The sequence below is a fragment of the Corynebacterium wankanglinii genome, from assembly GCF_013601005.1.
Taxonomy (GTDB): Bacteria; Actinomycetota; Actinomycetes; order Mycobacteriales; family Mycobacteriaceae; genus Corynebacterium; species Corynebacterium wankanglinii.
In genome coordinates this window covers 35,086-48,821 of record NZ_JABFED010000008.1, presented here as the reverse complement: position 1 = coordinate 48,821, position 13,736 = coordinate 35,086, and the positions used below count along the sequence as shown (strand labels likewise).

Below are 13,736 nucleotides of genomic sequence, written 5' to 3'. Positions count from 1 at the left end.
GAAGTGGTTAGGAAGTCTTGACACAATGTTGTATTTAGACAACAATTTGCCCTATGCCCCTAAAAAAGTCTGCAACTGAGCCCATTTTCAACCGGGTGAGACTGCTGCGGGTTGAAAGGGACATGTCGCGACAGCAACTCGCTGACGCGGTTGATGTCAATGTGCAAACGATCGGCGCCTTGGAGCGCGGCGACCACAACCCGAGCCTGAGTCTCGCGTTTCGGGTGTGCGAGGTGTTCAACCTCCCAGTGGAAGCGGTCTTCTCCAGAACCGAGTTCAGCCCAATGTCGACCGAGATGTACCGGAAGGACACGAAATGACCACCTCCTCGATCCCTGGAACAGTCTCCCAGCGCAAACGTGCGATGCGGATAGGCGACGGTGCGGTCGCCGCCCTCGTAATGGCGGCTGCGCTGCACTTCCCAGCGCAAGGCGTGTCGAACCTGCTGTGGATGCTCGGCAGCCTTGCGGCAGCGCTCGGCATCTACGCACTGAGGAAGTCGATCGGCCACTCCGATCTTCCGGAGGCGGAGCTTGACGAGTACGAGCTGAAGCGTCATCTCGAGGCCCGGGAGGACGGATTGCGCTGGTCGCTCGGCCTTTCGCTGGCGACGTTCGTCCTCAGCGGGGTGGTGGCGTTTGCGACGCGTTTCTGGGTGGAACCAGATGGGCTTTCCGTCGCACTCTTCTTCGCGAAGGTCGTTTACTGCCAGATGATCTGGGTGCCGTTCATTGTGGCGCGTTCCCTCGCGGGGAAAATCAACCGCGACGAGCTCATCGCCCGCGATTGAGTGCACCGCCGAACGTCCGGTCAGCGTCTCCCGAAAGTTTTCTGAAACCCCCGTAATGGTTTGTGCCCCAGGTGAGACTCGAACTCACACTGGACGGGTTTTGAATCCGTTGCCTCTGCCAATTGGGCTACTGGGGCGTCGGGCGAAAGTGTATCCCAGCGCAGTCCCGGCTGCGAAATCCCCTAGCAAATGCGCGACTCAGGGCGTGTCGGGGCGGCCGCTAGACTGGCCAACCGTGAGCACTACACCCGAGAACCAGAAGCGATTGCTGCTTATCGACGGCCACTCGATGGCCTTCCGCGCTTTCTACGCGCTGCCTGCGGAGAACTTCTCCACTTCAGGAGGCCAGCACACGAACGCGGTCTACGGGTTCCTCTCCATGTTTGCCAACATCGTGGCGGATGAGCAGCCGACGCACGCTGCCGTGGCCTTCGATGTGGGGCGGAAGACGTTCCGTACGGAGCGCTTCCCGGAGTACAAGGCGCAGCGCGAATCGGCCCCGCCGGAATTTAAGGGCCAGGTTCCGATCATCGAGGACGTGCTGGGGGATCTTGGCATAACCACGCTGAGCAAGGAGAACTTCGAGGCGGATGACATTGTTGCCACGCTGGTCACTCAGGCGCGTGCTGAGGGTGATTTCGAGATCGTCTTGGTCAGCGGCGACCGTGACTACATCCAGCTCGTGGACGAGAACACGACGCTGCTGTACCCGACGCGCGGTGTATCCACCATCACCCGTTTCACCCCGGAAGAGGTAGAGAACAAGTATGGCCTCACTCCACTGCAGTACCCGGATTTCGCGGCGCTGCGCGGGGACCCGTCGGACAACCTGCCAAGCATCCCCAAAGTGGGAGAGAAGACAGCCACGAAATGGATTTCGCAGTACGGCACCCTCGACGGCCTCATTGAGCACGCCGACGAGCTCAAGGGCATGGCCGCGAACAATTTCCGGGAGCGCATCGAGCAGGTCAGGCTCAACCGCGAGCTCACGCAGATGGTCACGGACGTGGAGCTACCGGTCGCGCCGCGTGATCTCGAGCTCAAACCGGCGGATGTCACCAAGGTTGCCTCACGCTTCGACGACCTGGAGTTCGGCGTCAATCTCCGCGAGCGCGTTCTCGCTGCGGTGCCTACCGAAGGTGCCGCGCCCGAGTCCGAGGTGGTCGAACTCGAGGACATCACGCTTGATGACGAACCTTTGGACACCTGGCTCAAGGAGCGGGCAGCTGACGGCCTGGCTGTCTACATCACCGGCAGCGCCACGCCGGGGCAGGGTGATGTGGTGGCGCTGGCGATCGTCGATAAGCAGAGGCACGCGGTGAGCAAGCTGGCGGCGGACCTGAGCGCCGACGAAGACGCGGCGCTGAAGCGCTGGCTCGAGTCCGACGCGCCGAAGTTCATGCACGAAGCGAAGGCCGCGTACCACATGCTGCGCGGTCGGGGCATAAAGCTGCGCGGCATTGCGCACGACACCGCTATTGCCGCGTACCTGTTGCGCCCGGGCCAGCGGACGTACGCCCTGGAGGACATTTACCAACGCCACCTGCAGCGGCAGCTTAGCGTCGGGTCTGATCAAATGAGCCTGCTCGGCGACACTGCGGACGCGGACGCGGCGGCCGCCATCCTCGAGCTTTCTGCCGAGTTGGCGAAAGAGCTGCGGGAGATGTCCTCCTACGAGCTGTACGCCGACCTGGAGCTTCCGCTGGTGACGGTGCTGGCGGACATGGAACACACCGGTATCGCCGTGGATGTGGACGTCCTGGAGAATCAGCGTAAGGAGTTCACGCTCAAGGTGGAGCAGATCGAGCAGGAGGCGCGCCAGCTTGTGGACGAGCCGTCGTTGAACCTCTCCAGCCCGAAGCAGCTGTCCACGGTGCTCTTCGACAAACTGGAGCTGCCGAAGACGAAGAAGACAAAAACCGGTTACTCCACGGCCGCCGGTGAGATCGAGGCGTTGGCGGAAAAGCACCCGCACCCGTTTCTGGATCACCTGCTTGCGCACCGTGAAATTCAGAAGCTGAAGTCCACCATCGAGGGGCTTATCAAGACCGTGCAGCCGGACGGCCGCATCCACACCACGTTTAACCAGACCGTCGCGTCCACCGGGCGGTTGAGCTCTGCGGAGCCGAACCTGCAGAACATTCCTGTCCGCACCGAGGCGGGTCGCACGATCCGCTCCGCGTTTGTCGTTGGGCAGGGCTACGAGTGCCTGCTCACAGCGGATTACTCGCAGATTGAGATGCGCGTCATGGCACACCTGAGCCAGGATGAGGGATTGATTGAGGCGTACCGGGCAGGGGAGGACCTGCACAACTTCGTCGGCTCCCGCGTGTTCGATGTGCCCATTGATCAGGTCACCCCGGAGCTGCGTCGCCGCGTGAAGGCGATGTCGTATGGCCTCGTCTACGGCCTCTCCGCGTACGGCTTATCCAACCAGCTCTCCATTTCCGCCGGCGAGGCGAAAGACATTATGGAAAGCTACTTTGAGCGGTTCGGCGGTGTGAAGCGCTATCTGGACGAGGTTGTGGAACAAGCGCGCCGAGACGGCTACACCTCCACCTTGTTCGGGCGCCGGCGATACCTACCGGAACTGACCAGCGACAACCGCGTGGCGAGGGAGAACGCCGAGCGCGCGGCGTTGAACGCTCCCATTCAGGGAACCGCGGCCGACATCATTAAGGTGGCGATGCTGCGGGTGGATGCCGCCTTGGCCGATAAGCAATCCCGGGTTCTGCTGCAGGTCCACGACGAGCTTGTTGTGGAAGTAGCGCCGGGGGAGTTGGACCAGGTGCGCGACATCGTGGAGCGGGAGATGGACGAGGCGATCGACTTGCTTGTTCCGCTCGAAGTCTCCGCTGGCACCGGCGGTAACTGGGACGAGGCCGCCCACTAGCGCGCGACGTCTCAGGCGGTGAGCAGAGGCGGGTAGGAACACAGTGAAAGTGTTCCTACCCGCCTTGCCCCACGGCACCCTCCCCAGTTGCCGTGCCCCCAGTTGGGGCCTCCCCCAGCAGCCCCGTCACTATTTAGTTGTCTACCTCCCCTTGGGGGAAGGGGCCGCCAGGGGTGCGCGGGACCCAGCTGAGGCTTAGATTTCACCCCTGGCCAGGTCGTCCCCCGAAAGCCATGTGTTACCTTACCGATGGTTAAGGACTCGCTCAACGAATGCACAGTAAAAGTTCAGGGGCGCCGTTTTAGACATCCGAGACGCGCGCATAGTTGGACGCGTGACCAGCTACGAAACGAGGCCAGTTACCAGCAGTTCACCTGCTGGTAACTGGCCATTTCACCCCCAACGCGTCCCCCCGGTCCGCTAGAGCAGATCGTTGAGCGAGCGCTTCTGATCTTTTTCGTCAGCGTCGTCGACTTCATCCTGCAGTGCATCCTTGAACTCTTCGTCCTCCAGGTTGGAGTCGCTCGCAAGTTCGTCGACATCGCTCTCACCCTCCACGGCCTCGGCGCGTCGCTCACCTTCTTCCTTTAGCTCGCTCCTGTGGCGGAGGTACATCACGGTCATTACCGCCATGACGAACAGCCCGAGGTAACCCAGGATGGGGTAGAGGCTGCTTACCAGCGGCTGGAAACCTGCAAATGACAATCCAAAGCCCACTACGCAGGCGATGGCGTAGACGGGGTAGAAGCGCTCCGGCTTCTTGCGGGTGAGGCGCTTCGCCAGTGCGTAGAACATGCCCAAGCACGTATTGAAGACCATGAGGAAGATGACCCAGGTCATCACCAAGCCAAGTACGGGGTCGACGTTTTCGATCACGGAGAGCAGCGGCATGTCGTCGCCGTTGACGGATTCGACTTGAAGGAGCAGAGACGCCACCAGGAGAGCCAGCATGACTGCGTAAATCACACCGCCCAGGACGCCTCCGATGCGCGAACTCTTCGTGTCGAACTCGTCGCCGGCCATCACCAACGCCATGGAGACGCCGCAAAGTGCGTTTAGGCCGGTGTGGTTGAGCGCGCCCAGCCACCAGTACGGAGTGCCGTCGGCGCGGCTGACCTCATGTTGCGCGTAATCGTTTACCTCGGTCCAGCTCACATCCACCTGGGTGAAGGAATAGATGGAGCCGATGAGCACAAACACCACGAGTAGCGGGGTGGCCCATCCGATAACGGAAGAGACCTTGTCAACGTCGAATCGCCCGACAATAAGCATGAGGGCCAGCATGGCAACAGCACCGACCCAAACTTGCCACCCGAATGCCTGATTGAGGTTGGACCCGGCACCGGCGAACATGACAAATCCGACTGAAAACATACAGGCCACCGCGGACCAGTCCATGATGAACGCGGCGGGTTTGGACGTGACGTTGTAGAACACTTCATTATGCTCACTGGCGAGGAAGTATGAGCCGAACGACATGAACGCCGTCGCGGCGAACAGCATTGTCACGCTGGCGAGGATGACGCCGTAAAACCCGTTCGTCCCGTAGGCAACGAAGTATTGCAGCGCCTCCATGCCAGAGGCGAAACCGGCACCGACAACGATGCCTACAAAAGAGGCAGCGACTGCGAGGCTGCGTTTGAACATAAAAATTTCTCCGAAAAATCGATTAATGGTGATCTGTATCGGCCGTACTTTATGGTAGCTGCCGCCTCGTGAGGGCGGTGCGTGCGCGCGATCTGACAATCTGGACGAGCGTTCTGGTATTCCACCGCAGGTCAGGGACTTATCATTGGAAGCTAATGTCAAATCGTGCGTAAACGGCGCGGGCAGGCTACCCAACTAGCAGGCCCGCCGTCCGGGTGGCATCCCAAAGCCGCCCCTTTTATTTGCTCTAGCTGGGCAAAGTGTTTAAGCTTGCTCGGGCGTGTCTATGCGCGAGGGTGGTGCCCACCGTAATAGGAGGGTGCGGTGACCAGCTCGGCGCGAGATCGGCGGACGCGAACCCCATCATCTGGCGTGGTGTTTACTCTGCTGAGAGAGACGCCTCTGTCCAATCACGATCTCCTATTTTTTCGGAGCACATACTACTTATGCGCACTTCCAACGCACCCCAGGTTGCCATCAACGACATCGGTGGCCCTGAGGAATTTCTCGCCGCAGTAGACAAGTCCATCAAGTACTTCAACGATGGCGACATTGTCACCGGCACCGTGGTCAAGGTCGACCACGACGAGGTCCTGCTCGACATCGGTTACAAAACCGAGGGCGTCATCCTCACCCGCGAGCTGTCCATCAAGCACGACGTTGACCCGGAAGACGTGGTCGAGGTCGGCGATGAGATTGATGCGCTTGTCCTGACCAAGGAGGACAAGGAAGGCCGCCTGATGCTGTCCAAGAAGCGTGCGCAGTACGAGCGCGCGTGGGGCACCATCGAGGAGCTGCAGGCCAACGACCAGCCGGTTACCGGTACGGTCATCGAGGTCGTCAAGGGCGGCCTCATCCTCGACATCGGTCTGCGCGGCTTCCTGCCGGCATCGCTGGTCGAGATGCGCCGCGTGCGCGACCTGGATCCGTACATCGGCCAGGAGCTCGAGGCGAAGATCATCGAGCTGGACAAGCATCGTAACAACGTGGTCCTGTCCCGCCGCGCTTACCTGGAGGAGACCCAGTCTGCGGTCCGCTCCGACTTCCTGCACCAGCTGCAGAAGGGCCAGGTCCGCAAGGGTGTCGTGTCCTCCATCGTCAACTTCGGTGCGTTCGTTGATCTCGGCGGCGTTGACGGCCTCGTGCACGTCTCTGAGCTGTCGTGGAAGCACATCGACCACCCGTCCGAGGTTGTCGCAGTTGGCGACGAGGTCACCGTCGAGGTGCTCGACGTCGACCTGGACCGCGAGCGTGTTTCCCTGTCGCTGAAGGCGACCCAGGAGGATCCGTGGCGCGTGTTCGCCCGCACCCACGCTGTGGGCCAGATCGTCCCGGGCAAGGTCACCAAGCTCGTTCCGTTCGGCGCGTTCGTTCGCGTGGAGGAGGGCATCGAGGGCCTCGTTCACATCTCCGAGCTGGCTCAGCGCCACGTGGAGGTTCCGGACCAGGTTGTGGGCGTCGGCGAAGAGGTCATGGTCAAGGTCATCGACATCGACCTGGACCGTCGCCGTATCTCCCTGTCCCTCAAGCAGGCCGACGAGGATTACGTCGAGGAGTTCGACCCGTCCCGCTACGGCATGGCCGACTCCTACGACGAGCAGGGCAACTACATCTTCCCGGAGGGCTTCGACCCGGAGACCAACGAGTGGATGGAAGGCTACGACGAGGCTCGCCAGGAGTGGGAGGCACGCTACGCCGAGGCAGAGCGTCGCCACCAGGCCCACACTGCTCAGATCGAGCGCCACCGCGCTGCAGCCGCCGAGGCGGCGGAGCAGGAGGGCGAGCAGGCTAACTACTCCTCTGAGTCTGCAGCTGCAGCTCCGGCGGCTGACCAGGCTGAGGAGAACATCGGCTCGCTGGCTTCCGACGAGCAGCTTGCCGCTCTGCGCGACAAGCTCGCCGGCAACTAGTCGCAGCTAGCGTAGCGACGTCACGTCCCGCCCCCACCGCACCGGTGGAGGTGGGGCGTTTTGCTATCTTCGGGCCCATGAAGAAAGTGGGCCTAACAGGCGGCATCGGCAGCGGCAAATCGACGGTAGCGCGGATGCTCGCCGACGAAGGTTTCGTCGTGGTGGACGCGGACCAAATCGCGCGGGAAATAATGGAGCCAGGCTCGCCCGTTTTAGAGGAGGTGGCGGAGGTCTTCGGTGCCGACCTCATCGGTGAGGACGGTCAGCTTGACCGTGCGGAGCTGGCGCGCCGCGCCTTTGCCTCAAAGGAATCCACCGAGCGACTGAACGGGATCACGCATCCTGCCATCCGCGCGGAATCCGAGCGCCGGTTTGCGGCGGCCGAGCAGGCGGGGGAGCAGGCCGTGATATACGACATGCCGCTTTTAGTGGACCTCGGTTTGCACACGACGATGGATCTCACCGTTGTGGTTGGTGTGGATGTGGATGAGAGGGTCCGAAGGCTCGTCGATAAGCGTGGGCTCGATGTAGCGGACGCGCGGGCGCGGGTGGCGCAACAGGTGGACGACTCGACGCGCCTTGCGGCAGCGGACGTCGTGATCGACAACAACGGGCCGCTCGATGCACTCGCACCACAGGTCGCGGCGCTAGTTGAGAAAATCAAAGATTTGTAAGTTATACCGGCGAAATTTACCGGTGTGACACGTTCCATTTACTTTGTGCGCCTACGTTGCTCTGGCATGGGTACGTGGAACACGGGGCCGTTCGATAACGACTCTGCAAATGACGCTGTGGCTGCGCTGGTCAACGGCACGTTCCGCATGGATCAATTCCGCTTTGAGTGCGGTCTCGGTGCGCTGGGCACGGATGAGGCGGAGTCCGTTATTGCCCTAGCCGCGGTGCTGAACGGCCACATGCCTGAGGGGTACGCGGGCGAGGTGGTTGAGTACCCGTTCACCATGGACGACAAGCGGTGGATCCGCCGGCGCGCGCAGGCCGCGGTGCGCCCAGGAGGTTCCGCGTTGTACTCGATGTGGGAGGAAGCGGGCGAGCTGGACGAATGGCTCGCCGCCGCCCGGAGATACGCCGTTTAGGATTCAGCGGAGAGTTCCCCGCAGAACCGCCAGAGCAACGCACCGGCCTCGGTGAGGTTGGCGGTGAACTCGTTCGGCCGCTCCGCGGTGAACGCGTTGAACGACACGCAGAATTCGCCGTCGTCCGTCAGCGGGGTGTAGGCGATGCCGAAGCCCTCTGGCACCGACGGCGCAAAGCAATAGCGCACCACTTGGTCCGCACCGCCGATCGAGGTGGTGGACAAGAAGTCGCGGCGCGCCGCGGTCGCGAGGGGATCGGTGAAAAACGGGTGCGAGTCGTCAATTGTCGCCATCATCTGGATGTGGCGGTCGAAGCCGTTGCCGGATTTACAGCGCTTGACCCACGCACGGTGGGCGTCGACGGCAGCTTCGAGGTCGGATTGCTGTGCTGACCCGGCGACGAGTTTGCGTGCGAACGAGACTGCTTCCGGCGTTGCGGCGCGGAGGCACTCTGTGCGTCCGGCACGGTATTCGCGCATGTCCACCGCCTCGTAAACGGCGCGAACCCTGCCGTAAGTCAGCTGCTGGGTGATCGTCATCGTGAGCTGCGCGGAGGCGTCGCGGCTGAACTTGAACGGCAGGTCTGCTGGAAGATCGTGCGGCACAGCGAGAATTTCAGTGTGGAGCTCCCCGGCCTGCTGCGCCACATCGGCGACGCCGGCCGCGATGCGCTCCGACAGATCTTCGCCGAAATTCCAGGCGAGCTCTTCGGGGCCGGCGGCCAAATCCACTCCAGCCGGGATCGTTGCGTTCTGCATGCGGGTTACCGCGGTAACAAGTGTGGCGCCGTCCTGACAGGAGTGTTCGACGTGCACCGCGGCCCATTCGTCAGCCAGGCTGAACTGGTAGCTCAGCGGCTTGTATACCCACGCTCCGCGAGGCAGGAACGTCAAGCGCTCGATGCGCTGGGCGTCGGTCTCCTGCGACCGCCCGTGCACGTCGATGAGGTCGACGGTGAACAGCATGTCGCGAAGCCGGTCGTAGACGGCCTCGTTTTCACCGCGCAACAGCAGCTCTGGCAGCAGCTCACCCAGCGCACCCGACCCGAGCAGCGACGGCGCATTGAAATCGAGCTCGCCGGTGCGGGCACCGGGCTCAGCATCGCGTTGGAGGACCGCTTCCAGCGCGGCGCGCAGCGATGCGGCAGATATTGGTGCGCCGGAATCGTCCGTGACCTTGAGCGCGAATAGGCGCCCGCTGAGGAAGATGCCGATTTCGCGGTTGGCGGCGCCCGCTGTCGAAGCGATGATCTCGTCTTCGCCGGGCCGCGGGTGGCGGAGTCCGCCTGCATAGACGAACCACTGGTTTTGCGTAATCCGGTTGCCGCGCGCATCCACGTTCTCCGGTAGGTCACCGGAGGCGGACTGCAAGTGCACAGCAATTGCGCGCTGAATACGTTCGACGACGCGGTCGAGGCCGGTTGCGCCCGTCGGCAGCGAGAGCTGGAAGCCAACGTTGGTTGTCAGCGGCAAAGGGCCGCGGGTGGTCAGATACGCAGAGTACCACTCGTCGGACAGCCAGTTCGTGCCCTGCGATTCGCGCTGCGCCGCGCGTGTTCGCAGCGCGTCGTCGAGACGCGGGCCCTGTTCTTCCGCGAAGTCCGCGGTGATCTCGTGTGCACGCTCAAGATCAGGGCCATCGAGCACCGCCTCGAGAGCGCGCTGGTAGCCCTCCAACGTGTTGTTGAGGTCTGGGACGGGCAGAGGCTTCAGGTCGCGGGTCTCTGGGTGCGGTGTAATCGGCACGTCGGCCGCCTTTCTTCAAGTAGGTGTTCGCTGCGTGAGATGAACGGCGCTAGAGCTCCGGGATGTTGGCGAGGAGCGCCTTGGTGTAGTCGTGCGTCGGATGCTCGAGCACCTCATCAACCGGCCCCTCGTCCACGATAAAGCCCTTGTTCAGCACCGCGATGCGTGTGGCCGTGTGCCGGGCAAGCGCGATGTTGTGGGTGACAAACAGCAGCGACAGGTCGCGCTCGGCCCGAAGATCCGCGAGCAGGCTCAAGATAGACGCCTGGACGGAGACGTCTAGAGCGGATGTGATCTCGTCGCAGACGAGCACATCCGGGGCGTTGACCAGTGCGCGTCCAATGGCGGCACGCTGGCGTTCGCCGCCCGAGAGATCGCCTGGCCGGCGGTCGTAAAAGCTCCGGTCGAGCTGCACAGCCTCAAGAATTTCCTCGACGGCTTTGCGCTGGTCGTGACGCGACAGCCTGCCCGACATGATCAACGGCACACTCAGCGATTCACCAATAGTGCGCCGAGGATTCAGCGAAGAAAACGGCGATTGGAAGATGTACTGGATGTACTGGCGCTGATCCAGCGAGCGTTTACGGCTGCTGTGCTCGAGCACCTCGCCGCGCAGGCGGACGTCGCCGGTGTAGCCGGGGTTGAGCCCAGCGATCGAGCGCGCCAGTGTTGTCTTGCCTGAGCCGGACTCACCGAGCAGGAGGATCGATTCGCCTTGCTCGAGCGTGAGGTCGATCCCGTGGAGCACAGTGTTGTCGCCGTAGGCCATCTTGAGTTCCCGCACTTCGAGCAGCGGGGCAGCGCTGCCGGGTTTCTCGGTGGCAACCGAGCTGGCCTGGCCGTGGCCAGTAATATTCTTGTGTCCCGGCAGGTCTGGGATGGCAGCGAGCAGCTTCTTGGTGTACGGGTGCTTCGGGTTGTAGAGCACACCGTTTGCAGGGCCCTCTTCCACGATGTCGCCGCGCAGCATCACCACAACCCGGTCCGCCAGCTCGGCGACGACTGCGAGGTCGTGGGTGATGTAGAGCGAGGCGATGTCGTTGTTGCGCGTCATCTCGCGCACCGTGTCCAAAACGTGAGCCTGCGTGGACACATCCAGGCCGGTCGTCGGCTCGTCGAGGATAAGCACGTCCGGCCGCATGGCGAACGCCATAGCGATGCCGACGCGCTGCTGCTGGCCTCCAGAGAGCTGGTGGGGCCAACGAGCGAGATATTCGTCGGTGTCCGGCAGGTCGACATCGCGCATTACTTCGCGCACGCGCGCGGTGCGGTCGCCGTCGTAGCCGTGGACGTCGAGCACCTCACGGATCTGCTCGCCAATGCGCATGGTCGGGTTGAGACTCAGCGCCGGATCTTGTGGCACGTAGGCGATGCGGCTGCCGCGCAACTCACGCAGCTCGTCTTTGCCCAAATTCAGCACGTCGTAATCGCTGCCGTTGGAGGAATGCAAGTGCACGGTGCCGTCAAAGAGCCGTAGCCCCGGACGAAGGTGCCCCATCGCGGCAAGGCCCGCGGTGGTTTTGCCGGAGCCGGACTCGCCGACGAGGCACACGATCTCACCGCGGCCGAGCTCGTAGTCCACTCCGTGGAGAATCTCTGCCCCTTCTATCGTGCCCAGACGCAGATTGCGCACACTGAGCACGGTATCGTCGGCCGCCGCGTATGTGCCGGGCTGCCCAGCGGATATCGAGGTCGTCATAATCCGATCGCCTTTCTGTCTACCCGTCGTGGCGGATGGGGTCGTGCTTCGGCTGAAGCTGGGGCTCTGCATCTCTGTCCTTGCCCCTCTTTGCCACAGTGGCGGTGGTTGCCGTGGCCCGTGCGGTGGCGTCGGCAAGCATGTTGGTGCCGATCGTGAGCACCGCGACGGCTGCGACCGGGAGCAGCACGCCCCACGGCTCGAGGGAAAGCGCGATGCGGTTTTCGTTGATCATCAGGCCCCAGTCCGCGGCCGGCGGCTGGATGCCCAGGCCGAGGAACGACAGTGACGCGATCGAACCGATCGAGTACGTCAAGCGCAGGCCTGCCTCCACCGCGAGTGGCCCGGTGATGTTCGGCGCGACTTCTTGGGTGAGGATTCGCCGGTGCGGCACGGAGTACATCTGGGCGGCGAGGATGTAGTCCTCGTTGGTCACGTCCAGCGTCGCAGCTCGGGCGACGCGGGCGATGCGGGGCGCGTGCGTCAGACCGATAACGAGCACGAGCACCGTGGCGGACGGCCCGAAGATCACGATCGCCAGCATGGCGAAAATGAGTTGCGGGAAGGCCAGCAGCACGTCGTTGAGCCGCATGAGCACGGCGTCGGTCTTGCCGCCTGCGTAACCGGCGATCATGCCGATGACGGTGCCAACGATCATGCCGAGAAGCGTCGCCAAAAACGCCGTGACAAGCAAGATGAGACCGCCGGCGACGAACCGGGAGAACACGGAGCGGCCGAGGTTGTCCGTGCCAAAAAGCCCGGTGTCTGTGAACGGCAGACCGATGAACTCGGTGGTGCTGTGGCCCGTAATCTGCTCCGCGAACAGATACCCCAACACGGTCAGCAGCACGACGGCCGACGTGAGGATGAGACCGACCTTGCCTTCCGTCTGTGCCCAAATGCGAGCCAGCAGTGGGTCAGGCTTGGATACGGAGGTCTTGAGCGCCGCATCGTGCTCAGGCTCCGCGTTACTCCCGGCTTCCTGGGGTTGGACTGGTGCGGACATCAGTTACTCCTCAATTTCGGGTTGGCTGCAAGGCTCACCAGGTCCGCCAACAGGTTCACTACGACGTACACCGCGGCGATAAGCAGCGAGACCGCCTGCACGACCTGCACATCGCGGTAGTTCACGGCGTCGATGAGCGCTACACCGAGACCGGGGTAGCGGAACAGGTACTCCACGACCACGATGCCGCCCGCCAGCCAGGCCAGCTGGATCGCCACCACTTGTGCGATCGGGCCGACGGCGTGCGGAAGCGCGTGGCGGAACACCACTCGTCGCTCCGGCACACCTTTGAGGCGGGCCATTTCGACATAACCGGACTCTAATGTCTCGATCATGGTCGCGCGGGTCATTCGTGCGATGTAAGGCGTGACCACGAACGCGAGGGTCAACGTCGGCAGTACCAGCTGGGACGGGAACTGCCACACGTGGCTATCCGGCGGCGACATGGTTACAGCAGGGAGGACCTTGAACACCGAAGTAGCGAACAGGGTCACCAGGGCGATACCAATGACGAATTCCGGCAGCGCGGCGAGGATGAGCGTAACCCAGGTGATCACCTGGTCGCGCTTGTAGCCGCGGCACCAGGCAGCGTAAACGCCGAGCACCACCCCGAGCGGGATCGAAATCAGGGCCGCCAGCAGCATGAGCACCAGCGAATTCACCAGCGGCTCACCGAGCAACGCAGAGACTGGGCCACCGGTGGACGTCGAGGTCCCGAAGTCTCCGGTGAACACCCCGCCGAGCCACAGCAGGTAGCGCCTCAGTGGTGGTTGGTCAAGGTTCATTTCGGCTTCCAACGCCGCGATGCGCTCCGGTGTGGCCTGTTGGCCCAGAATTGCCGTGGCAGGCGAGCCCGGCAGGAGCAATGTGGCGCAGAAAATGATGACGGATACGGCGAACAGGATGAAGATGCTCACCCCGAGCCTGCGAAGAATGAATTTGCCCATCTGTT

General features: G+C 62.7%; 11 protein-coding genes and 1 tRNA gene. 6 read left to right on the top strand and 6 right to left on the bottom strand.

Features of this window, described 5'->3' with window-relative positions:
* The first annotated feature begins 53 nt into the window (after positions 1–53).
* Together HMA55_RS10070 and HMA55_RS10065 are read left to right on the top strand one after the other, a co-directional pair.
* Positions 54–320, top strand: coding sequence for a helix-turn-helix transcriptional regulator (locus HMA55_RS10070; RefSeq protein ID WP_181192919.1), 267 nt, complete (start codon positions 54–56; stop codon positions 318–320).
* Entirely contained in the window at positions 317–790 is a 474-nt protein-coding gene (locus tag HMA55_RS10065) for a hypothetical protein (protein ID WP_181192918.1), read from the top strand. Before HMA55_RS10070 ends, HMA55_RS10065 begins: the two co-directional genes overlap by 4 nt.
* A 63-nt stretch (positions 791–853) precedes the next feature.
* On the opposite strand, the gene HMA55_RS10060 is transcribed toward HMA55_RS10065, so the two are convergent.
* Positions 854–927, bottom strand: a tRNA-Leu gene (locus HMA55_RS10060).
* 98 nt (positions 928–1,025) lie between these two features.
* Here HMA55_RS10060 and polA point away from each other — a divergent pair.
* Positions 1,026–3,683 (top strand): DNA polymerase I, encoded by a 2,658-nt coding sequence (polA, locus tag HMA55_RS10055; RefSeq protein ID WP_257802593.1) that lies wholly within the window; start codon positions 1,026–1,028, stop codon positions 3,681–3,683.
* A gap of 420 nt (positions 3,684–4,103) precedes the next feature.
* On the opposite strand, the gene HMA55_RS10050 is transcribed toward polA, so the two are convergent.
* Entirely contained in the window at positions 4,104–5,330 is a 1,227-nt protein-coding gene (locus HMA55_RS10050; protein ID WP_181192917.1) for a YkvI family membrane protein, read from the bottom strand.
* 446 nt (positions 5,331–5,776) lie between these two features.
* On the opposite strand from HMA55_RS10050, the gene rpsA reads away from it, so the two are divergent.
* The 3 genes from rpsA (at position 5,777) to HMA55_RS10035 (ending at position 8,334) form a co-directional block, all read left to right on the top strand.
* Complete coding sequence (gene rpsA / locus HMA55_RS10045; RefSeq protein ID WP_181192916.1) at positions 5,777–7,240, top strand: 30S ribosomal protein S1; 1,464 nt, start codon at positions 5,777–5,779, stop codon at positions 7,238–7,240.
* Positions 7,241–7,317: 77 nt separating this feature from the next.
* Positions 7,318–7,914 (top strand): dephospho-CoA kinase, encoded by a 597-nt coding sequence (gene coaE / locus HMA55_RS10040; protein WP_181192915.1) that lies wholly within the window; start codon positions 7,318–7,320, stop codon positions 7,912–7,914.
* 66 nt (positions 7,915–7,980) lie between these two features.
* A complete protein-coding gene (locus HMA55_RS10035; protein WP_181192914.1) occupies positions 7,981–8,334 on the top strand; it encodes a DUF4259 domain-containing protein in 354 nt (117 codons plus the stop codon).
* Here the strand turns inward: HMA55_RS10035 and HMA55_RS10030 are convergent.
* From HMA55_RS10030 to HMA55_RS10015, 4 genes are read right to left on the bottom strand one after another with little or no spacing between them, the layout of a single operon-like run.
* Positions 8,331–10,079 (bottom strand): choline/carnitine O-acyltransferase, encoded by a 1,749-nt coding sequence (locus HMA55_RS10030; RefSeq protein ID WP_181192913.1) that lies wholly within the window; start codon positions 10,077–10,079, stop codon positions 8,331–8,333. The two genes, HMA55_RS10035 and HMA55_RS10030, sit on opposite strands and share 4 nt — an antisense overlap.
* Positions 10,080–10,128: 49 nt before the next feature.
* Positions 10,129–11,778: an ABC transporter ATP-binding protein gene (locus HMA55_RS10025; RefSeq protein ID WP_181192912.1), complete on the bottom strand. Its 1,650-nt coding sequence runs from the start codon at positions 11,776–11,778 to the stop codon at positions 10,129–10,131.
* A 19-nt stretch (positions 11,779–11,797) separates the two neighbouring features.
* The gene (locus HMA55_RS10020) at positions 11,798–12,784 is read right to left on the bottom strand and encodes an ABC transporter permease (RefSeq protein ID WP_181192911.1); all 987 of its coding nucleotides are present in this window, start codon (positions 12,782–12,784) and stop codon (positions 11,798–11,800) included.
* Positions 12,784–13,731 (bottom strand): ABC transporter permease, encoded by a 948-nt coding sequence (locus HMA55_RS10015; protein WP_181192910.1) that lies wholly within the window; start codon positions 13,729–13,731, stop codon positions 12,784–12,786. Before HMA55_RS10015 ends, HMA55_RS10020 begins: the two co-directional genes overlap by 1 nt.
* Between the last annotated feature and the right edge of the window lie 5 nt (positions 13,732–13,736).

What these genes read in the sequence shown, in the direction of transcription:
- HMA55_RS10070 (WP_181192919.1), top strand. Translation starts at nt 54, where the DNA reads ATGCCCCTAAAAAAGTCTGCAACTGAGCCCATTTTCAACCGGGTGAGA.
- HMA55_RS10065 (WP_181192918.1), top strand. Translation starts at nt 317, where the DNA reads ATGACCACCTCCTCGATCCCTGGAACAGTCTCCCAGCGCAAACGTGCG.
- HMA55_RS10050 (WP_181192917.1), bottom strand. Translation starts at nt 5,330, where the DNA reads ATGTTCAAACGCAGCCTCGCAGTCGCTGCCTCTTTTGTAGGCATCGTT.
- rpsA (WP_181192916.1), top strand. Translation starts at nt 5,777, where the DNA reads ATGCGCACTTCCAACGCACCCCAGGTTGCCATCAACGACATCGGTGGC.
- coaE (WP_181192915.1), top strand. Translation starts at nt 7,318, where the DNA reads ATGAAGAAAGTGGGCCTAACAGGCGGCATCGGCAGCGGCAAATCGACG.
- HMA55_RS10035 (WP_181192914.1), top strand. Translation starts at nt 7,981, where the DNA reads ATGGGTACGTGGAACACGGGGCCGTTCGATAACGACTCTGCAAATGAC.
- HMA55_RS10025 (WP_181192912.1), bottom strand. Translation starts at nt 11,778, where the DNA reads ATGACGACCTCGATATCCGCTGGGCAGCCCGGCACATACGCGGCGGCC.
- HMA55_RS10020 (WP_181192911.1), bottom strand. Translation starts at nt 12,784, where the DNA reads ATGTCCGCACCAGTCCAACCCCAGGAAGCCGGGAGTAACGCGGAGCCT.
- HMA55_RS10015 (WP_181192910.1), bottom strand. Translation starts at nt 13,731, where the DNA reads ATGGGCAAATTCATTCTTCGCAGGCTCGGGGTGAGCATCTTCATCCTG.